Here is a 19,285-nt window from a genome sequence, read left to right as displayed (position 1 = left end):
TCGACGGGCCCCGGCGAACCTTCTCGACGGGCACCTCGACGATATCGCGCCCCATTGACTGCCGTCACCAACACGATACGCTCCTGGGGCGAGCCCACACGAAGCCCACGAGGCAAGGGGGCGAAACCGCCATGGCCGGTCTGCACCGCTCCGCGCACGTCGACACCTTCGCCCGGGACCATCTGCCGCCGCCCGACCAGTGGCCGGAGCTCGTCTTCGACCTGCCGGGGCTGCACTACCCCGACCGGCTCAACGCCGCCGCGGAACTGCTGGCGGGGCCCGACGGCGACCGGCCCGTGTTCCACACCCCGGCCGGCGCCCCATGGACGTACGCCACACTGCGCGCCCGTGTCGACCGGATCGCCCATGTGCTCACCGGTGACCTCGGGGTCGTCCCCGGCAACCGGGTCCTGTTGCGCGGCCCCACCACGCCCTGGCTCGCGGCGTGCTGGCTGGCGGTGCTCAAGGCGGGCGCGGTGGCCGTCACGGTGCTGGCCCAGCAGCGGCCGCACGAGCTGCGGACCATGTGCGAGATCGCCGAGGTCCGGCACGCGCTGTGCGACGTCCGGGCCGTCGACGACCTCGCCAAGGCCGAGGTGCCGGAACTGCGCATCACGACCTACGGCGGTGACGGCCCCGACGACCTGCTGCGCCGGCCCGCGCCCGACACGCCGTACCGGGCCGCCGACACCGCCGCCGACGACGTCGCGCTCATCGCCTTCACCTCCGGGACCACCGGACGCCCCAAGGGCTGTCTGCACTTCCACCGGGATGTGCTCGCGATCGCCGACACCTTCTCCGACCATGTGCTCCGTCCCCATGAGGACGACGTCTTCGCGGGCAGTCCCCCACTGGGGTTCACGTTCGGGCTCGGCGGACTCGTGGTCTTCCCGATGCGGGCGGGCGCCAGTGCCCTGCTGCTGGAACAGGCAGGACCCAAGCAGTTGTTGCCGGCGATCGCCGAGCACCGGGTGTCCGTGCTGTTCACCGCCCCGACCGCGTACCGGGCGATGCTCGACGCGCTCGACGGGCACGACGTCTCCTCGCTGCGGCGCTGTGTCTCCGCGGGCGAGAACCTGCCCGCCGCCACCTGGCGGGCGTGGCACGGGCGGACCGGGCTGCGGATCATCAACGGCATCGGCGCCACCGAACTGCTGCACATCTTCATCTCGGCGGCCGACGAGCGGATCAGGCCCGGGACGACCGGGGTCGCCGTGCCCGGCTGGCAGGCACGCGTCGTCGACGCCGAGGGCCGGGAGGTGCCGGACGGGGAACCGGGGCTGCTGGCCGTGCGCGGGCCGGTGGGCTGCCGTTATCTCGGCGACCCCCGCCAGCGCGCGTACGTGCGCCACGGCTGGAACGTCACGGGCGACACGTATGTCCGCGACGGCGACGGCTACTTCCGGTACGTCGCGCGCGCCGACGACATGATCATCTCAGCCGGGTACAACATCGCGGGCCCGGAGGTCGAGGAGGCCCTGCTGCGGCACCCGGACGTGCTGGAGACGGCGGTCGTGGGGCGTGCCGACGAGGCACGCGGCCAGATCGTCGTGGCGTACGCCGTGCTCAGGGAGGGGGCGCGCCCGGACGCGGAGGCGCTGCGCGCGTTCGTCAAGGCCGAGCTGGCGCCGTACAAGTGCCCGCGGGAGATCGTCTTCCTGGAGGCGCTGCCGCGCACCGCGACCGGCAAGCTCCAGCGGTTCCGGCTGCGCGGCGCCGGCGACCCGCCCGGCGACCGGCAGTGATCCGCACGACCTAAGATGATCAACGTGTCCGACCAGCATGCACCACGGTCTCTCATCGTCACGCTCTACGGCGCCTACGGCCGCCATATGCCCGGCCCGGTACCGGTGGCCGAGCTGATCAGACTGCTGGCGGCGGTGGGCGTCGACGCGCCCTCCGTCCGCTCGTCGGTGTCCCGGCTGAAGCGGCGCGGCCTGCTGCTGCCGGCCCGGACGGACCGGGGCGCGGCGGGGTACGAACTGTCGCCCGAGGCGCGCCAGTTGCTGGAGGACGGCGACCGCCGTATCTACGCCACGGCACCGCCCGAGGACGAGGGCTGGGTGCTGGCGGTGTTCTCGGTGCCGGAGTCGGAGCGGCAGAAACGGCATGTGCTGCGCTCCCGGCTGGCCGGGCTGGGCTTCGGCACGGCGGCGCCGGGTGTGTGGATCGCGCCCGCCCGGCTCCACGAGGAGGCCCGGCACAGTCTGGAGCGGCTGCGGCTCGACACGTACGTGGACTTCTTCCGCGGGGAGCACCTCGGTTTCTCGCCGACCGCCGAGGCCGTCGCCCGCTGGTGGGACCTGGCCGCGATCGCCAAGGAGCACGAGGCGTTCCTCGACCGGCACGCGCGCGTGCTGCACGCCTGGGAGCGGCGGGCGGACACCGATCCGGAGGAGGCGTACCGCGACTATCTGCTCGCCCTGGACTCCTGGCGGCACCTGCCGTACACCGATCCGGGGCTCCCCGCCCCGCTGCTGCCGCCGGACTGGCCGGGCGCGCGGTCGGCCGCCGTCTTCCGCGGGCTGCACGAGCGGCTGCGTGACGCGGGGGCCGCGTACGCCGGTCTGTGACGCGGGGGCCGCGTACGCCGGTCCGTGCGGCCCCCGGCGGGTTCAGCCGCCGAGGGTGAGGCGGGGTTTCGGGGCGTCGGTGCGTCCGGTCTGCGGGCGGCGGCTGCCCGCCCGGTAGGGGGCCGGCCAGACGGCGCCCGGACCGTCGTACCCCTGCTCGGCGGCGGCGTGCAGGGTCCAGTGCGGGTCGTAGAGGTGGGGCCGGGCGAGGGCGCACAGGTCGGTGCGGCCCGCGAGGATCAGGGAGTTGACGTCGTCCCAGGACGAGATGGCGCCGACGGCGATCACCGGGCGGCCGGTGGCGTGCCGGATCCGGTCGGCGTACGGCGTCTGGTAGGACCGCCCGAACTCGGGCCGTTCGTCGGCGACGACCTGCCCGGTGGAGACGTCGATGGCGTCGGCGCCGTGCTCGGCGAAGGCGCGGGCGATGTCCACGGCGTCCTCGGCGCTCGTGCCGCCCTCGGCCCAGTCGGTGGCGGAGATGCGGACGGTCATGGGCCGTTCCTCGGGCCAGACGGCGCGCACGGCGTCGAAGACCTCCAGCGGGAAGCGGAGCCGGCGGTCGAGGGAGCCGCCGTAGGCGTCCGTGCGCCGGTTGGTGAGCGGGGAGAGGAAGCCGGAGAGCAGGTAGCCGTGCGCGCAGTGCAGTTCGAGGAGGTCGAAGCCGGCGCGGGCGGCCCGCCAGGCGGCGGCCGTGAACTGCTCGCGGATGTCGGTGAGCTGGGAGCGGGTGAGCTCGCGCGGCGTCCGGGAGTCCGGCCGGTACGGGATCGGGGAGGCGGCGACGAGCGGCCAGCCGCCCTCCTCCAGCGGCTCGTCCATGCCCTCCCACATCAGCTTGGTCGAGCCCTTGCGGCCGCTGTGGCCGAGCTGCACACCGATGGCGGTGCCGGGTGCCCGGGTGTGCACGAACCGTACGACGCGTTTCCACGCCTCGGCCTGCCTGCCGGTGTAGAGGCCCGCGCAGCCGGGGGTGATGCGCCCCTCGGGGCTGACGCACACCATCTCGGTCATCACCAGGCCGGCGCCGCCGAGGGCGCGGGCGCCGAGGTGGACGAGGTGGAAGTCGCCGGGGACCCCGTCGGTCGCGGAGTACATGTCCATCGGGGACACCACGACCCGGTTGCGCAGGGTCAGCCCGCGCAGCCGGAACGGGGTGAACATGGGGGGTGTGCCGGGTGGGCAGCCGAAGTCGCGTTCCACGGCCTCGGTGAAGGACGCGTCGCGCAGCCGCAGGTTGTCGTGGGTGACGCGGCGGCTGCGGGTGAGCAGGTTGAACGCGAACTGGCGGGGCGGCTGGTCGAGGTAGAGGCCGATGTTCTCGAACCATTCGAGGCTGGCGCGGGCGGCGCGCTGCGTGGAGGCGACGACGGGTTTGCGTTCCGCCTCGTAGGCGGCGAGCGCGCCGGCGACGTCGGGTTGTTCGGTGAGGCAGGCGGCGAGCGCGAGGGCGTCCTCGACGGCGAGTTTGGTGCCGGAGCCGATGGAGAAGTGGGCGGTGTGGGCGGCGTCCCCGAGGAGGACGACGTTGCCGTGCGACCAGTGCTCGTTGACGACGGTGCGGAAGCCGGTCCAGGCCGACTTGTTGGACCGCAGGGGGCGTCCGCCGAGGGCGTCGGCGAAGATCTTGGCGCAGCGCGCGAGGGACTCCTGCTCGTCGAGTTCGTCGAACCCGGCGGCCCGCCACACCTCTTCGCGCATCTCGATGATGACGGTGGACGCGTCGGCGGCGTAGGGGTAGCCGTGCAGCTGCATCACGCCGTGCTCGGTCTCGGCGATCTCGAAGCGGAAGGCGTCGAAGGCGAAGTCGGCGGCCAGCCAGATGTAGCGGCAGCGGTGGATGGCCACATGGGGGCGGAACACATGGCTGTAGGTGTCGCGGATGGTGCTGTGCACACCGTCCGCGGCGACGACGAGGTCATGGGTCGCGGCCAGCCGGTCCACGTCCGGGGCCTTCGAGCGGAAGCGGAGTTCCACGCCGAGGTCGCGGCACCGGTCGTGCAGGATCTGCAGGAGGCGTTTCCTGCCGAGGGCGGCGAACCCGTGCCCGCCGGAGGTCTGGCGGGTGCCGGCGTGCACGATGTCGATGTCGTCCCAGCGGACGAAGTGCTCCTGGAGGGCGGTGTGCACCACGGGGTCGGCGTGCTCGATGCCGCCGAGGGTCTCGTCGGAGAGGACCACGCCGAAGCCGAAGGTGTCGTCGGGGGCGTTGCGCTCCCAGACGGTCACCTGGCGGGCGGGGTCGAGGCGCTTGAGGAGCGCCGCCGCGTAGAGGCCGCCGGGGCCGCCGCCGACGACGGCGACGCGCAGGGGGCTGTCCGGGACGGCCATGGTCACCGCCCCCGCCACTTGGGGGGCCGCTTCTCGGTGAAGGCGGCGTGGAACTCGGCGTAGTCCTCGCTGTTCATGAGGAGGGCCTGGGTCGAGGCGTCCATCTCGACGGCCGCCGCGAGCGGCATGTCCAGTTCGGCCGTGAGGAGCGCCTTCGTCTGGGCGTGCGCGAGGGCGGGGCCGTCGGCCAGGCGGCGGGCCAGGGCCTGGGCCGCCTCGTCGGCCCGCCCTTCCTCGGTCAGCTCGCTGATCAGGCCGATCCGCTCGGCCTCGGGGGCGCGGACCTGGTCGCCGAGCATGAGCAGCCGGGTGGCGTGTCCGAGCCCGACGACGCGGGGCAGCAGATAGGCGGCGCCCATGTCGCCGCCGGAGAGGCCGACCCGGGTGAAGAGGAAGGCGAACCGGGCGCTGGGGTCGGCGACCCGGAAGTCGGCGGCGAGCGCGAGGACGGCGCCGGCCCCGGCGGCCACCCCGTGCAGGGCCGCGATCACCGGGAACGGGCACTCGCGTACGGCCCGGACGACCTGTCCGGTCATGCGGTTGAAGTCGAGGAGCTGGGCGGTGTCCATGGACAGGGTCGCGCCGATGATGTCGTCGACGTCGCCGCCGGAGCAGAAGCCGCGGCCCTCGCCGGCCAGGACGAGGGCGCGTACCGCCCGCTCCCGGGACAGTTCGGCGAGCAGGTCGCGCAGGTCGGCGTAGGCGCCGAAGGTGAGCGCGTTGAGCTTCTCGGGGCGGGCCAGGGTGACGGTGGCGACTCCGTCGGCGTGCTCGACCCGCAGATGCTCCCAGTCGGAGGTGCGGGCGGCGGAGCCGGTGAAGGGACTCATGACGTGCGGCCTCCCCAGGACGGACGGCGGGCACTGCCTCGGCGAGCTCACCCCTTCGAGCTCTCTCCCGAAGTTATCACCTGTCTTTGACCGCCGTCACGACCACGCGATAGCCCTCAGGCGCGCTCGGCGACTCCGGCCGTGACCCGCGGCTGTCACATCCGTCACGACTCGTCGACGCGCGGGTAACGACGGGGCACCGCGGGCGGGGGCGGGCGCCGGCCTGGGTATGCCGCCCAGCAGTCGGGGCGACGGCCCCGAACGGTGCCCGCCGGACGCCTGGACGGACGGCGCCGTACCATTCATAAGGTTGAAGGCAGGACAGCCTGCTCATGAACGGATCCACCTTGCACGATCGCCCCCCGTCCTCCACCTCCTGGCGCGTCGCACTGCCGCACTCCGCCGCGGCCGTGCCGGTGGCGCGCGCCCTGGTCCGTTCGGCGCTGGCGGATGTCGAGCACGCCGCGGACAGCGACACCGCGGAGCTGCTCACGGCGGAGCTGGTCGCGAACGCCGTGGAGCACACGCCCGGGGACACCCCGATAGAGCTGGTGGTCGATCTGCACCCGTCGGGCTGCCAGGTCGAGGTCCACGACCCGGACCCGGCGCCGCCGGGCCATCTGACGCGGCCCCTGGTGGAGGAGCCCGACCCGTGGCAGGAGCACGGCCGGGGCCTGCTGCTGATCCGCGCGCTCAGCTCGTCGTGCGGCCACCGCCCGACGGCGTCCGGCAAGGCGGTCTGGTTCCGGCTGGCGGTCGTGCCCGCCCAGCGCCGGCCGCACCAGTGAGGACGGGACGGCTCAGGCCAGCGTCGCCACCAGGACCGCCTTGATCGTGTGCAGGCGGTTCTCCGCCTCGTCGAAGACCACCGAGTGCTCCGACTCGAAGACCTCGTCGGTGACCTCCAGGGACGTCAGGCCGTGCGACTCGTAGATCTCCTGGCCGACCTTCGTGCCGAGGTCGTGGAAGGCCGGCAGGCAGTGCAGGAACTTCACGTCCGGATTGCCGGTGGCCCGCAGCACGTCCATGGTCACCGCGTAGGGGCCGAGGGCGGCGATCCGCTCGTCCCAGACCTCCTTCGGCTCCCCCATGGACACCCAGACGTCGGTGGCGACGAAGTCGGCACCGAGGACGCCCTCGTCGACCTTCTCGGTGAGGGTGACGCGGGCGCCGCTGACCGCGGCGAGCTCCTGGGCCCGTTCGACGACCGACGGGGCGGGCCAGTACGCCTGCGGGGCGACGATCCGGACGTCCATGCCCAGCAGGGCGCCGGTGATCAGGTAGGAGTTGCCCATGTTGAAGCGGGCGTCGCCCAGGTAGGCGAAGGCGATGCCGGTGACGGGCTTGGCGGAGTGCTCGGTCATGGTGAGCACGTCGGCCAGCATCTGGGTGGGGTGCCAGTCGTCGGTGAGGCCGTTGAAGACGGGCACGCCCGCGCAGGCGGCCAGCTCCTCGACCTTGGCCTGACTGTCCCCCCGGTACTCGATCCCGTCGTACATCCGCCCGAGGACGCGCGCGGTGTCCTTCACGGACTCCTTGTGGCCGATCTGGGAGCCCGTGGGGTCCAGATAGGTCGTGGAGGCGCCCTGGTCGGCGGCGGCGACCTCGAAGGCGCAGCGGGTGCGCGTCGACGTCTTCTCGAAGATCAGCGCGATGTTCCGGCCGCGCAGGTACCGGGTCTCGTCCCCGGCCTTCTTGGCCGCCTTCAGCTCGGCGGCCAGCTCCACGAGCCCGAGGAACTCCTGCCCGGTGAAGTCGAGCTCCTTGAGGAAGTGGCGGCCGGCGAGGGCGGTCGGGACAGTCGCCATGGGGGCGCTCCAGAGGTGCGGGGAACAAAGGTAATGGAAGTCTATACGACCTCCAGAATTAATATACGGCGCCCTCCCCGCACGGCCGTCACGACCGCCCCACCCGCCAGCCGCGTCACCGACCTGCCCGGACAGCACACCTAGACGGCGTCGCGCTCGATGGGGCAGCTCATGCAGCGCGGCCCGCCCCTCCCCCGGCCCAGCTCGCTGCCCGGGATCTCTATCACCTCGACGCCCTGCTTGCGCAGATGCGTGTTGGTGGTCGCGTTGCGTTCGTAGGCGACGACGACGCCGGGCTCGACGGCCAGCACATTGCAGCCGTCGTCCCACTGCTCCCGTTCGGCGGAGTGGACGTCCTGGGTGGCGGTCAGCACCCGGATCTCGCTGAGGCCGAGGGCGGCGGCGATCGCGCGGTGCATGTGCTCCGGCGGATGGTCGGTGACCTTCAGCTCCTTGTCGCCGGCGCCCGGTTCGATCGTGTAGGAGCGGAGCATGCCGAGCCCGGCGTACTGGGTGAAGACGTCGCCGTCGACCTGGGTCATCACGGTGTCGAGGTGCATCAGGGCCCGCCGCTTGGGCATGTCGAGGGCGACGATCGTGCGGGCCGATCCGGCGGCGAACAGCTTGTGGGCGAGCATCTCGACGGCCTGCGGGGTGGTGCGCTCGCTCATGCCGATGAGGACCGCGCCCCTGCCGATGACCAGGACGTCCCCGCCCTCGATGGTGGACGGGTAGTCGGCCTGCCCCTCGGACCAGACGTGGAAGTCCTCGTCCCGGAAGAGCGGGTGGTGCCGGTAGATCGCCTCGAAGTGCACGGTCTCGCGCTGCCGGGCGGGCCAGCGCATCGCGTTGACGGAGACGCCGTCGTAGATCCAGGCGGAGGTGTCCCGCGTGAACAGGTGGTTGGGCAGCGGTGCGAGGAGGAAGTCGTCGAGCTCCATCACATGGAAGCGCACCGAGATCGGCTCGGCGTGCGCGTCCAGGAACTCCCGCTTGGTCATCCCGCCGACGAGCGCCTCGGCGAGCTCGGGCGCGGGCAGCCCCTCGAAGGCCGCACGGAGGTGGTCGGTGGCGAGCACCCCGTACTCCTTCTCGTCGAAGACCCGGTCGAGGACGAGCCGCCGGGCCTCCGGGATCTCCAGGGCCTCGGTGAGCAGGTCGCCGAACAGGTGGACCTCGACCCCGCGGTCGCGCAGCACGTCCGCGAACCCGTCGTGCTCGGCGCGCGCCCTGCGCACCCAGAGCACGTCGTCGAAGAGCAGGGCGTCCTTGTTGCTGGGGGTGAGCCTTTTGAGCTCCAGATCGGGCCGGTGAAGGATGACGCGGCGCAGCCGCCCGGCCTCGGAGTCGACATGCAGTCCCATGCCTCCATCCTGACCAAAGGGAGCCGCGTTCACCCCCTCCTTGCCGACGACTTCTTCTCGTCCTGTTGACGACAAGCCGCGTCGGCCCTTATCGTCGTCATGACGAGAAAGAGGGGGCAGGCTCCATGGCCGACATCACCCGGCGCCTCGGTTGGCGCCATCTGCGCGGTGCGCCCACCGCGCACATCCGCCACCACCGCGGCGGAAAGCTGCTGCACGACGGCCCCGGCCTCAGCTTCTGGTACCGGGCGCTGACCGCCGCGCTCTCCGAGGTCCCCGTCGACGACCGGGAGCTGGCGATGACGTTCCACGCCCGCACCTCCGACTTCCAGGACGTGGCCGTGCAGGCCACCGTCACCTACCGGATCAGCGACCCCGCGGTCGCCGCGGCCCGTCTGGACTTCTCCATCGACCCGGACACGGGCGTCTGGCGGGGCGCTCCGCTGGAGCAGCTCGGGACGCTCCTCACGGAGACGGCCCAGCAGCACGCCCTGGACGTCCTGGCCCGTACGCCGCTGGCGGCGGCCCTGGCCGACGGGGTCACCGCGGTGCGGGAGCGGATCGCGGCCGGCCTGGCCGGCGAGCCCCGCCTGCCCGGGACGGGCATCGAGGTGGTCGCCGTCCGGGTGGTGGCCCTGCGTCCCGAACCCGAGGTGGAGCGGGCGCTGCGCACCCCGGCCCGTGAGCAGATCCAGCAGGAGGCGGACCGGGCGACGTACGAACGGCGGGCGGTGGCCGTCGAGCGGGAGCGGGCGATCGCCGAGAACGAGCTGGCCAGCCGGATCGAGCTCGCCCGCCGCGAGGAGCAGCTGGTCGACCAGCGCGGCACCAACGCGCGCCGCGAGGCCGAGGAGGGCGCCGCCGCGGACGCCGTGCGCGCCGAGGCGGAGGCGGCCCGGACCGTACGGCTCGCGGAGGCGGAGGCCACCCGGTCCGTACGCCTCGCGCGGGCGGAGGCCGAGGGGGCGCGCGAGGTCGGCGCGGCGCGGGCGCAGGCCCAGGCGGCCTGGCTGCGGGTGCACGCCGACGTGGACGTGGCGACGCTGCACGCGCTCACCGGGACCCGGCTGGCGGAGAACCTGCCGCGGATCGACAGCGTGACCGTGACACCGGACCTGCTGACCGGGCTGCTCAGCCGGCTCGGAGCACGGGAGTGAGCCTCGCCCCGCGGGTGGTCCTCGTCCACCGCACCACGGAGTACCAGGAGCTGGTGGCCCGGCACGGCACCCACGGCCAGGCCGCCTTCTTCCTCTCCTCCCGGGGCCGGGACATCGAGGAGATCGCGGACCGTCACCACCGCACCCGCCGGGCGCTGGCCGAGGTGGCCGCGGCGGTTCCGCTGACCTGGCGGCAGGCCCGGGTGGAACGCGCCGACCTGGACCGCTTCCTGTTCGCGCCGGAGGACGTGGTGGTCGTCGTCGGGCAGGACGGGCTGGTGGCGAACGTGGCCAAGTACCTGGCCGGCCAGCCGGTGGTGGGCATCGACACCGACCCCGGCCGCAACCCCGGCGTGCTGGTGCGGCACCGCCCGAAGGACGCGGCCGCCCTGCTGGCGGCCACGCAGGCCCGCACGGCCCGCTGCGACGAGCTCACCATGGTCGAGGCCGTCACCGACGACACACAGCGCCTGGTCGCGCTGAACGAGATCTACCTGGGCGCCGCCGGACACCAGACGGCCCGCTACCGCCTGGGCCTGGAGGACGACGGGGGTGTCGTCGAGGCCCAGGCCTCGTCCGGGGTGATCGTCGGGACCGGCACCGGGGCGACCGGCTGGCTCCGGTCTGTGTGGCAGGAGCGGGGCGGGCGGCCGGCGCTGCCCTCCCCGGCGGAGGAGCGCCTGCTCTGGTTCGTGCGGGAGGCCTGGCCGTCCCCCGCCACCGGGACGTCCCTGGTGGCGGGGGAACTGGCCGGCGCGGGGCGGCTCGCCCTGACCGTCGAGTCCGAGCGGCTGGTGGCGTTCGGGGACGGCATGGAGTCGGACGCCGTGGAGCTGACGTGGGGGCAGACGGTCCGGGTCGGGGTATGCCCGGACCGTCTGCGCCTCGCCGGCTGAACGTCACAGCCGCGGGTCGACCGGCTCCGACTCCAGCGCCAGCACCCCGAACACCGCCTCGTGCACCCGCCACAGCGGCTCGCCCCCGGCCAGCCGGTCCAGGGCCTCCAGGCCGAGCGCGTACTCGCGCAGGGCGAGGGAGCGCTTGTGGTTCAGGAACCGCCTGCGCAGCCGCTCCAGGTTCTCCGGACGCGTGTACTCCGGACCGTAGATGATCCGCAGGTACTCGCGTCCCCGGCACTTGATGCCGGGCTGGACCAGCCGGCCCCGCTCGTCGCGCACCAGCGCGCCGAGCGGCTTGACGACCATGCCCTCGCCGCCGCGGCCGGTCATCTCCAGCCACCAGTCGACGCCCGCCCGGACCGACTCCGGGTCACCGGTGTCGACGTACAGGCGCCGGGTGGTCTGCAGCAGGCCGCTGCCGTCGTGCTCCACGAGACGGTCGAGGAGCGCGAGCTGCTCGTCGTGCGGGAGCGCGGCGAGGCTGCGGCCCTGGACCGCGAGGAGCTGGAAGGGCGCGAGGCGTACGCCGTCCAGGCCGTCCGTCGTCCAGCAGTAGCGGCGGTACGCCTCGGTGAACGCGGCCGCGTCGGAGGCCCGCTCCCGCTGGCGCGCCAGCAGCGCGGAGACGTCGACGCCCCGCCCGGCGGCGCGCTCCAGCGCGGCGAGGGCACCGGGGAACACCGCTCCGGCCGCGGCGCCGACCGCCGCGTACTGGGAACGCAGCAGCCCGGCGGCCTTCAGCGACCACGGCATCAGCTCGGCGTCGAGCAGCAGCCAGTCGGTCTCCAGCTCGCTCCACAGGCCGGCCTCGCCGGCCGCCGTGCGGATCCGGTCCAGGACCGACTCCGTCACCGCCGGGTCGTCGAAGAAGGGGCGGCCCGTGCGGGTGTGGAGGGAGCCGGTCACGCCGTCCTCCACCCCGAAGCGCCGGCGCGCCGCCTCGGCGTCCCGGCACACCAGGGCCACGGCCCGCGAGCCCATGTGCTTCTCCTCGCACACGACCCGCTCGACGCCGTCCGCCGCGTACTGCGCGAACGCCTCCGCGGGGTGCTCCAGGTAGCCCTCGACCGCCGAGGTCGCCGTCGGCGCCATGGTCGGCGGCAGGTACGGCAGCAGCCGCGGGTCGACCGCGAAGCGGCTCATGACCTCCAGGGCCGCCGCCGCGTTCTCCTCGCGGATCGCGACCCGCCCGTGGTGACGGGTCTCCACCACGCGGCGCCCGTGCACGTCCGCCAGGTCGAGCGGCCGGCCGTCCTGCCCGCCGGGTGCCTCCGTGCGCAGCGGTTTGGCGGGCTCGTACCAGACCTGCTCGGCGGGCACGTCGACCAGTTCGCGCTCCGGCCAGCGCAGCGCGGTCAGCTTGCCGCCGAAGACGGCACCGGTGTCCAGGCAGATGGTGTTGTTCAGCCATGTGGCCTCGGGGACCGGGGTGTGGCCGTACACCACGGCCGCGCGGCCCCGGTAGTCCTCCGCCCACGGGTAGCGCACCGGCAGCCCGAACTCGTCGGTCTCGCCGGTGGTGTCGCCGTACAGGGCGTGCGAGCGGACCCGCCCGGAGGTGCGGCCGTGGTACCTCTCCGGCAGGCCGGCGTGGCAGACGACGAGCCTGCCGCCGTCGAGCACGTAGTGGCTGACGAGCCCGTCGATGAACTCCCGCACCTCGGCGCGGAACTCCTCGCTCTCGCCCTCCATCTGCGCGATCGTCTCGGCGAGTCCGTGCGTGTGCTGGACGTTGCGGCCCTTGAGGAAACGGCCGTACTTGTTCTCATGGTTGCCGGGCACGCACAGCGCGGCACCCGACTCCACCATGCCCATCACACGCCGCAGGACACCCGGGCTGTCCGGGCCGCGGTCGACGAGGTCGCCGACGAAGACGGCGGTGCGGCCCTCCGGGTGCACGCCGTCCACGTAGCCCAGCTTGCCCAGCAGCGCCTCCAGTTCGGACGCGCAGCCGTGCACGTCGCCGATGATGTCGAACGGCCCGGTGCGGTCGGTGAGGTCGTTGAAGCGCTTCTCGGTGACGACGGTGGCGTGCTCGACCTCCTCGGCGCCCCGCAGGACGTGCACCTTGCGGAAGCCCTCGCGCTCCAGGTGCCGCAGGGAGCGGCGCAGTTCGCGCACATGCCGCTGGACGACGCGGCGCGGCATGTCGGCGCGGTCCGTGCGGGCCGCGTTGCGCTCGGCGCACACCTCCTCGGGCACGTCGAGCACGATGGCGATGGGCAGCACGTCGTACCGCTTGGCGAGCTCGACGAGCTGCCGTCGCGCGTCCTGCTGCACGCTGGTGGCGTCGACGACCGTACGGCGGCCGGCCGCCAGGCGTTTGCCCGCGATGTAGTGCAGGACGTCGAAGGCGTCCCGGCTGGCGCTCTGGTCGTTCTCGTCGTCGGCGACCAGGCCCCGGCAGAAGTCGGAGGAGAGCACCTCGGTGGGCTTGAAGTGCCGGCGGGCGAACGTCGACTTGCCGGAGCCGGAGGCGCCGACGAGGACGACGAGGGAGAGGTCGGTGACGGGCAGCACCCGCCCCTGCGTGGTCTCGGTCATGCGGCCTTCGCCTCCTTCTTCCCGTCGGTCACGTCACGTGCGAACACGGCCATCTGCGTCGGCGGCCCCACCTCGGGGTCGTCGGGTCCCACCGGGACGAACTCCACGCCGTAGCCGTGCCGTTCGGCGACGGCCGCGGCCCACGTGCGGAACTCCTCGCGCGTCCACTCGAAGCGGTGGTCGCCGTGCCGGACGTGCCCGGCGGGCAGGCTCTCCCAGCGGACGTTGTACTCGACGTTCGGGGTGGTCACGAGGACGGTGCGGGGGCGGGCCGCCCCGAACACCGCGTACACCAGGGCGGGCAGCCGGGGCGGGTCGACGTGCTCGACGACCTCGCTGAGCACGGCCGCGTCGTACCCCTTGAGCCGGCTGTCGGTGTAGGCGAGCGAGCCCTGGAGGAGCTTCACCCGCGCGGCCTGCCGCTCCCCCATCCGGTCCAGCTTCAGCCGGCGCCCGGCGATCGTGAGCGCCCGTACGGAGACGTCGACCCCGACGATCTCGGTGTACGCCGGGTCCTTGAGCAGCGCCTGCACCAACTGGCCCTGCCCGCAGCCCAGGTCGAGCACACGGGTGGCACCGGCCGCGCGCAGCGCGGCGAGGATGGCCTCGCGGCGCCGCACGGCGAGCGGGGCCGGCCTCTCCTCGGCCTCCGTCTCGTCGGCGACCGCGTTGTCGATGTCCTCGACCTCGCTGTCGTCGGCCTCCGCGAGCCGCACCAGTTCCAGCCGCTCCATCGCCTCACGGGTCAGCGACCAGCGGCGCGAGAGGTAGCGGCTGGTGATCACCTTCTGCTCGGGGTGGCCCGGCAGCCAGCCCTCACCGGCGCGCAGCAGCTTGTCGACCTCGTCGGAGGACACCCAGTAGTGCTTGGCGTCGTCGAGGACGGGGAGCAGCACGTACAGGTGCCTGAGGGCCTCGGCCAGGGTCAGGGTGGCCGACTCCAGGACCAGCCGGACGTAGCGCGAGTCGCCCCACTCGGGGAACCGCTCGTCCAGGGGCACCGGCTCGGCGGTGACGTCCCAGCCGAGCGGCTCGAACAGGCGCCGTACGAGGGCGGCGCCGCCCCGCGCCGGCAGCGACGGCACCTCGATGCGCAGCGGCAGCGGCCGGGCGGCCAGCTCCGGGCGGGCGGTGCACACGCCCCGCATCGCGCTGGAGAACACCGCGCTCAGCGCCACGGCCAGCAGGGAGGAGGCCGCGTACGGACGGTCGTTGACGTACTGCGCGAGCGCAGCGTCGGGGGCGCCGCCGCGCCCCTTGCCCTTGCCGCGCCGGACCAGCGCCACGGCGTCGACCTCCAGCAGCAGCGCCGCGGTACAGCGCTCGGCGTCCGCCTCGGGGTAGAGGACGTGGGCCGTGCCGAAGGAGGTGGAGAACGCCTGGGACTTCTCGGGATGCTTGTGCAGCAGGTAGCCGAGATCGGTGGCCGGGCGCTCCGGGGTGCCGGTGGTGGTGAGGGTCAGGAACACGGTGGATGACCTTGACGTAGTGGTCTGAACTGCGGATACGCACACCGTATCGAGCGGGCGCCGGCGGCACCCGGGAATTTCGGGCGCACGACGACGCCCCGGGGACCGGGTCCCCGGGGCGTGCGGACGCGACGGTCCGTGGCCGCTACGACAGCTGCGACTGGACCTCGGCGGAGATCAGCTCCAGGTGGTCCAGGTCGTGCAGGTCGAGCACCTGGAGGTAGATCCGCTGCGAGCCGGCCTCCTGGTAGCGGCCGATCTTCTCCACGACCTCGGCGGGCGAACCGGCGAGCCCGTTGAGCTTCAGCTCGTCCACCTCGCGGCCGATGGCGGCGGCGCGGCGGGCGACCTCCTGGTCGTCCCTGCCGACGCAGACGACGAGGGCGTTCGAGTAGACGAGGTCCTCGGGGCGACGGCCGGCTTCGCGGACGGCCTCCCGCACCCGGCCGAACTGACGCTCGGAGTCCTCGATCGAGGCGAAGGGCATGTTGAACTCGTCGGCGTACCGGGCCGCGAGGCGCGGCGTGCGGATGGCGCCATGGCCTCCGATGATCACCGGGATCCGGTCCTGGGCCGGCTTGGGCAGGGCGGGCGAGCCGGTGAGCGTGTAGTGCTCGCCCTGGAAGTCGAAGGTCTCGCCCAGCTTGGTCTCCCACAGCCCCGTGATGATGGCGAGCTGCTCCTCCAGACGCCCGAACTTCTCCTTAGGGAAGGGGATGCCGTACGCCTTGTGCTCCTCCTCGAACCATCCCGCTCCCAGGCCGAATTCCACGCGTCCGCCGGACATCTGGTCGACCTGGGCGACCTGGATGGCGAGCACACCGGGCAGCCGGAAGGTGCCGGCGGTCATCAGGGTGCCGAGGCGGATGCGCCGGGTCTCGCGGGCGAGGCCGGCGAGCGTGATCCAGGCGTCGGTGGGGCCGGGCAGCCCGTCCACGGAGCCCATCTTCAGATAATGGTCGGACCGGAAGAAGGCGTCGAACCCGAGGTCCTCGGTGGCCTTCGCCACGGTCAGCAGCGTGTCGTAGGTCGCCCCCTGCTGGGGCTCGGTGAAGATGCGGAGATCCATGTCTCCATCCTGCACGCCCGCGCGCCCATCGGCCGCCCGGGGCCCGGCGCGCTCCCCGGTCGCGGCCGGGTGAATCCCGTCGGCATCGTGGACGTCCGGCGCCCGGCCGGCGACCGGCCCGGACGATGATCGTCGGCTCGGCCGGAGCCGGACCGCCCGGCTCCCTCACCGGCCTGTCGGCGCCGGGGTGTCCTGTGCCGGCCCACTGCCGTTGGGGGCCGCGGGCCGGAGGAGGCCGTCGTGTCCGAGGAGTTCGAGCCACCGGCGGGTGGCGGGGGGACCGGTCGCCCGAAAGGGCTGCTGGAGCAGATGGAGGAACTGATGGCGGGGCTGAACGCCGACCCGTCGGCCCTGGACGCCCACCTCCAGGCGACGGGGCGGCGTACGGAGTGCGTCACCGGGGGCGGAGGGCGGAACCGTCTGACGGAGCCTGCCGGGGGCCGGCACCGGTGGGCGTCACCGGGTCAGCCCGCCTCCCGTTCCGCCAGGACCTCATCGCGGTCCGCGAGTCTGCGGAGCATCTCCATGACCCGGTCGCGGGATTCGTCCGCGGCGTCGATGGCCTCCATGCAGCGCCAGTACGTCGCCTCGTCGTCGGCCGAGCTGGCCACGCCGACCAGCGCGATTCCGGCCTCGCCGAGCAGGCTGCCCAGGTTCATCAGGGCCTGCCGCGCGTCGCCCAACTCGGTGAGCTGGGCGGCGCGTAACGCGCCCTCCGCGAGGTCCGGAACCTCCAGGACGCCGCAGCCGCGGCCCGCGAGCTCGGTCAACCCGATGGCCTCCCCGCGCAGTTCGGGCGGGCCGTAGACGGCGAGCCGGCTGCCGATCGCCTGGGCGAGCGCCTGGGCCTGCCACACCTCGGTCATGATGTCGGGCGCGCCGCCGCTTCCCGCCAGCGCTCGCCTGCTGTTCACGATCAGCCGCACCGCGTCCATCGCAGTCCCCGTCCGTCTGGACGCGCTGCCCACACGTCCACCTGAACTCCGAACTCCCCTGTCCACTACCCAGAGTGAAGGGAGTTGAGACGAAAAGCCAGAGGAAGGCGGAAATCTGTGGACAACTTTTCGGATACGGGCCGCTGAATCGCCACGGAGAGTGAAAGTGGAACTATTCACTCAGGGGTACCCGGCAGCTCGCCGGGGCGCGGGAACCTCCGCTCGTTCCGGTCGATCTTCGCGCCCAGCGCGGCGAGCGGGTCGACGCCGAGCACCTCGCACAGCTGGAGCAGATACGCCAGCACGTCCGCGACCTCGTCCCGCACCCGGGCCGCCGTGTCGGCGTCCTCCATGACCCGCGCGGACTGCTCCGGGGTCAGCCACTGGAAGATCTCCTGCAGCTCGGCCGCCTCCACGCTGAGCGCGGAGACGAGGTTCTTCGGCGTGTGGTACGGCTGCCAGTCGCGCGCGGCGGCGAACTCCGCGAGCCTGCGCTGGAGTCCGGCCACATCAAGGGGTTCCGTCACGGCTCCAGGTGTACCACCGTCACCCCGTCGGTCTCCGCCAGGCCCGAGGGGTCGCTCACCGACGCGACCAGCCGGATGTGCCCCCGCTCCCCCATGCGTGCCGCGAGCCCGGTCAGCTCCGCGCGCTGCACGGGGTCCAGGCCGCGGTCGAGGCCGTCCGCGAGGACGCCCAGCGTCTGCAGGGCGGCGGGCACCTCGCACACCGGGTCGACCTCCAGGACGCCGGGTCCGGTCAGCAGCACCAGGGACAGCGCGAGATAGCGCAGTTCCCCGTGGCCGAGCCGGCCGAGCGCGGTGCGGTTGCCGTCGCCCCGGTCGAGCAGTCCGCGGACCGTCCCGTCCGGCAGCAGTTCGGCGGCGACGTCCGTCACCGGGCCGGCGCATCCGGCGCGGGCGGCGGCGACGAGCCGGGCGTGCCGCCGGGCGCACTCGGAGCGCGTGCGCCACAGCACGTCGGCGAGGTTGTCGCAGGAGCCGAGCAGCCGGCCCGAGCCGACCGGGACCGCGGCCCGCATCCGCTCGGGCCGGGGATCACAGGCGAACACCGAGCGCAGGGCCACCACCAGCTGCTCGGCCGCGGCGAGGACCCGCCGCTGCCCGTCCGTGGTGCCGGCCACCCGCAGCGGCAGCAGCGCGGTGCCGAGCCGGTCGTCCGGGAGCGGGGCCCGCGTCACCGGGGTCTGCCCGGCCGTGTGCCAGGCGGCCTGCACACTGCGCCGGCCCGGGTCGCGCAGGGCCGTCTCCAGCAGGACGACGCCGCCCGCGCTCAACCGTTCCCCGACGATGCGCGGTTCGGGCTCCGCCTGCACGGCCACGTCGAGCCGTACCGGGCCCTCGGGGCCGTCGGCGGTGCAGCCGATACGGAAGCCGCGTCGCCGCTGGGCGTCCGGGCGCGCCCGCTCCGGCACGCAGGCCGCGGGATCGGGGAACGCCTCCCCGACGGTACGGCCGCCGGCGAGCCCGGCCAGTGCCTCGAACGCCCGCAGCGCGGTCGTCTTGCCGGACCCGCTGGGTCCCACGAGGAACGTGCACGGGCCGAGCGGCACCACGGCACGGCGGTGCCCGGCGAACGCGGACAGCCGCAGTTCGACGACGTGGGGCCGGGGCGGGTCCGGCGGATCGGCGCCCGGACGCTGCTCGGCGGGTTGCTCCGCCGGAGCCGGGGCGTGCGCAGCCGGTCCGGACGGGCGTGCGGGGGCGGCGACCCCCGCCCGACGGCCCTGGGGTGGCACGGACACGGCACCGGAGACAGAGGAAAGGCCCATGTCAGGGACCGTAGAGCCGTCGTCGTCAGGCGAACCGTTCCACCCTCGCGGGCTTCCTACGAACGGGGTACGGCGCCGCGTGGCGGGCGCGGTGCCTCACGCGCCGGGGACACCGGCCGTCTGCATCAGTCCGCTCACCTCGGTGCCGGGCGGGGTCAGCAGGAACACGTTCCGGTCGACGCGGTGCATGCCGCTGCCCAGGCCGAAGACCACGCCCGTGCTGAAGTCGAGCACCCGCTTGGCGACCTCGTTCTCGGCGCCCGTCAGGTCCAGCAGCACCGGGATGCCCGCCATCAGGGTCTCCGCGACCTCCCGGGCGTCCCCGAACACGTTGACCCGCAGGACGACGAAACGCCGGCGCGGCTCCGTCTCCGCCTCCGGCGTCGCACGGTGGTCCACCGCCGACGGCCAGGCGTCACGCCCCCGCAAAGGCACGACCTGGGCGAGCCCCTCCCACTGTTCATCGGTGACGTCGTAGCTGTTCACCGGCTCACCCCGACCTGACTCGCCCTCA

General features: G+C 73.5%; 16 protein-coding genes. 5 read left to right on the top strand and 11 right to left on the bottom strand.

What is annotated here, in order from left to right; all coding sequences use genetic code 11:
* The first annotated feature begins 131 nt into the window (after nt 1–131).
* Together ABZ899_RS17875 and ABZ899_RS17870 are read left to right on the top strand one after the other, a co-directional pair.
* The gene (locus ABZ899_RS17875) at nt 132–1,745 is read left to right on the top strand and encodes an AMP-binding protein (RefSeq protein WP_361346624.1); all 1,614 of its coding nucleotides are present in this window, start codon (nt 132–134) and stop codon (nt 1,743–1,745) included.
* Nucleotides 1,746–1,760: 15 nt separating this feature from the next.
* Nucleotides 1,761–2,573, top strand: coding sequence for a PaaX family transcriptional regulator C-terminal domain-containing protein (locus tag ABZ899_RS17870; RefSeq protein WP_361346621.1), 813 nt, complete (start codon nt 1,761–1,763; stop codon nt 2,571–2,573).
* Nucleotides 2,574–2,615: 42 nt separating this feature from the next.
* On the opposite strand, the gene ABZ899_RS17865 is transcribed toward ABZ899_RS17870, so the two are convergent.
* Nucleotides 2,616–4,904 (bottom strand): bifunctional salicylyl-CoA 5-hydroxylase/oxidoreductase, encoded by a 2,289-nt coding sequence (locus tag ABZ899_RS17865; RefSeq protein WP_361346713.1) that lies wholly within the window; start codon nt 4,902–4,904, stop codon nt 2,616–2,618.
* Between the two features lie 2 nt (nt 4,905–4,906).
* Nucleotides 4,907–5,734: an enoyl-CoA hydratase family protein gene (locus ABZ899_RS17860; protein ID WP_361346618.1), complete on the bottom strand. Its 828-nt coding sequence runs from the start codon at nt 5,732–5,734 to the stop codon at nt 4,907–4,909.
* 332 nt (nt 5,735–6,066) lie between these two features.
* Between ABZ899_RS17860 and ABZ899_RS17855 the strand changes: the two genes are divergently transcribed.
* Nucleotides 6,067–6,522, top strand: a complete 456-nt coding sequence (locus ABZ899_RS17855) for an ATP-binding protein (RefSeq protein ID WP_361346615.1) — start codon at nt 6,067–6,069, stop codon at nt 6,520–6,522.
* 12 nt (nt 6,523–6,534) lie between these two features.
* Here ABZ899_RS17855 and argF read toward each other — a convergent pair whose 3' ends face one another.
* Together argF and ABZ899_RS17845 are read right to left on the bottom strand one after the other, a co-directional pair.
* Entirely contained in the window at nt 6,535–7,542 is a 1,008-nt protein-coding gene (gene argF, locus ABZ899_RS17850; protein WP_361346612.1) for an ornithine carbamoyltransferase, read from the bottom strand.
* Nucleotides 7,543–7,682: 140 nt separating this feature from the next.
* Entirely contained in the window at nt 7,683–8,906 is a 1,224-nt protein-coding gene (locus ABZ899_RS17845; RefSeq protein WP_361346609.1) for an arginine deiminase, read from the bottom strand.
* 125 nt (nt 8,907–9,031) lie between these two features.
* Here ABZ899_RS17845 and ABZ899_RS17840 point away from each other — a divergent pair, with 125 nt between their 5' ends.
* Both ABZ899_RS17840 and ABZ899_RS17835 read left to right on the top strand, forming a co-directional pair.
* Nucleotides 9,032–10,063 carry an SPFH domain-containing protein gene (locus ABZ899_RS17840; protein ID WP_361346606.1) on the top strand — a complete coding sequence of 344 codons (1,032 nt, stop codon included), beginning with the start codon at nt 9,032–9,034 and terminating at the stop codon, nt 10,061–10,063.
* The gene (locus tag ABZ899_RS17835) at nt 10,060–10,959 is read left to right on the top strand and encodes a hypothetical protein (protein ID WP_361346603.1); all 900 of its coding nucleotides are present in this window, start codon (nt 10,060–10,062) and stop codon (nt 10,957–10,959) included. The genes ABZ899_RS17840 and ABZ899_RS17835 overlap by 4 nt, the downstream gene beginning before the upstream one ends.
* 3 nt (nt 10,960–10,962) lie before the next feature.
* On the opposite strand, the gene ABZ899_RS17830 is transcribed toward ABZ899_RS17835, so the two are convergent.
* The 7 genes from ABZ899_RS17830 to ABZ899_RS17800 form a co-directional block, all read right to left on the bottom strand.
* Complete coding sequence (locus tag ABZ899_RS17830; RefSeq protein WP_361346601.1) at nt 10,963–13,506, bottom strand: polynucleotide kinase-phosphatase; 2,544 nt, start codon at nt 13,504–13,506, stop codon at nt 10,963–10,965.
* The gene (locus tag ABZ899_RS17825; RefSeq protein ID WP_361346598.1) at nt 13,503–14,975 is read right to left on the bottom strand and encodes a 3' terminal RNA ribose 2'-O-methyltransferase Hen1; all 1,473 of its coding nucleotides are present in this window, start codon (nt 14,973–14,975) and stop codon (nt 13,503–13,505) included. Before ABZ899_RS17825 ends, ABZ899_RS17830 begins: the two co-directional genes overlap by 4 nt.
* 145 nt (nt 14,976–15,120) lie before the next feature.
* On the bottom strand, nt 15,121–16,044 hold the full coding sequence (locus ABZ899_RS17820) for an LLM class F420-dependent oxidoreductase (RefSeq protein WP_361346596.1): 924 nt from the start codon (nt 16,042–16,044) through the stop codon (nt 15,121–15,123).
* Nucleotides 16,045–16,508: 464 nt separating this feature from the next.
* Nucleotides 16,509–16,979, bottom strand: a complete 471-nt coding sequence (locus ABZ899_RS17815) for a DUF6099 family protein (RefSeq protein ID WP_361346593.1) — start codon at nt 16,977–16,979, stop codon at nt 16,509–16,511.
* Nucleotides 16,980–17,155: 176 nt separating this feature from the next.
* Nucleotides 17,156–17,506 carry a nucleotide pyrophosphohydrolase gene (locus tag ABZ899_RS17810; RefSeq protein ID WP_361346591.1) on the bottom strand — a complete coding sequence of 117 codons (351 nt, stop codon included), beginning with the start codon at nt 17,504–17,506 and terminating at the stop codon, nt 17,156–17,158.
* Entirely contained in the window at nt 17,503–18,771 is a 1,269-nt protein-coding gene (locus tag ABZ899_RS17805) for an ATP-binding protein (protein ID WP_361346588.1), read from the bottom strand. Before ABZ899_RS17805 ends, ABZ899_RS17810 begins: the two co-directional genes overlap by 4 nt.
* A gap of 96 nt (nt 18,772–18,867) precedes the next feature.
* On the bottom strand, nt 18,868–19,257 hold the full coding sequence (locus ABZ899_RS17800) for a cell division protein SepF (protein ID WP_361346585.1): 390 nt from the start codon (nt 19,255–19,257) through the stop codon (nt 18,868–18,870).
* Nucleotides 19,258–19,285: the final 28 nt, after the last annotated feature.

The organism is Streptomyces sp. NPDC046859 (assembly GCF_040645135.1).
Lineage (GTDB): Bacteria > Actinomycetota > Actinomycetes > Streptomycetales > Streptomycetaceae > Streptomyces.
The sequence above is the reverse complement of the archived record's forward strand: the minus strand, read 5'-3'. Positions and strand labels throughout refer to the sequence as shown.

Excerpts from the sequence above, each read along its gene's own strand:
- ABZ899_RS17875 (WP_361346624.1), top strand. The coding sequence starts at position 132 with ATGGCCGGTCTGCACCGCTCCGCGCACGTCGACACCTTCGCCCGGGAC.
- ABZ899_RS17870 (WP_361346621.1), top strand. The coding sequence starts at position 1,761 with ATGATCAACGTGTCCGACCAGCATGCACCACGGTCTCTCATCGTCACG.
- ABZ899_RS17865 (WP_361346713.1), bottom strand. The coding sequence starts at position 4,904 with ATGGCCGTCCCGGACAGCCCCCTGCGCGTCGCCGTCGTCGGCGGCGGC.
- ABZ899_RS17860 (WP_361346618.1), bottom strand. The coding sequence starts at position 5,734 with ATGAGTCCCTTCACCGGCTCCGCCGCCCGCACCTCCGACTGGGAGCAT.
- ABZ899_RS17855 (WP_361346615.1), top strand. The coding sequence starts at position 6,067 with ATGAACGGATCCACCTTGCACGATCGCCCCCCGTCCTCCACCTCCTGG.
- argF (WP_361346612.1), bottom strand. The coding sequence starts at position 7,542 with ATGGCGACTGTCCCGACCGCCCTCGCCGGCCGCCACTTCCTCAAGGAG.
- ABZ899_RS17845 (WP_361346609.1), bottom strand. The coding sequence starts at position 8,906 with ATGGGACTGCATGTCGACTCCGAGGCCGGGCGGCTGCGCCGCGTCATC.
- ABZ899_RS17840 (WP_361346606.1), top strand. The coding sequence starts at position 9,032 with ATGGCCGACATCACCCGGCGCCTCGGTTGGCGCCATCTGCGCGGTGCG.
- ABZ899_RS17830 (WP_361346601.1), bottom strand. The coding sequence starts at position 13,506 with ATGACCGAGACCACGCAGGGGCGGGTGCTGCCCGTCACCGACCTCTCC.
- ABZ899_RS17820 (WP_361346596.1), bottom strand. The coding sequence starts at position 16,044 with ATGGATCTCCGCATCTTCACCGAGCCCCAGCAGGGGGCGACCTACGAC.
- ABZ899_RS17815 (WP_361346593.1), bottom strand. The coding sequence starts at position 16,979 with ATGGACGCGGTGCGGCTGATCGTGAACAGCAGGCGAGCGCTGGCGGGA.
- ABZ899_RS17805 (WP_361346588.1), bottom strand. The coding sequence starts at position 18,771 with ATGGGCCTTTCCTCTGTCTCCGGTGCCGTGTCCGTGCCACCCCAGGGC.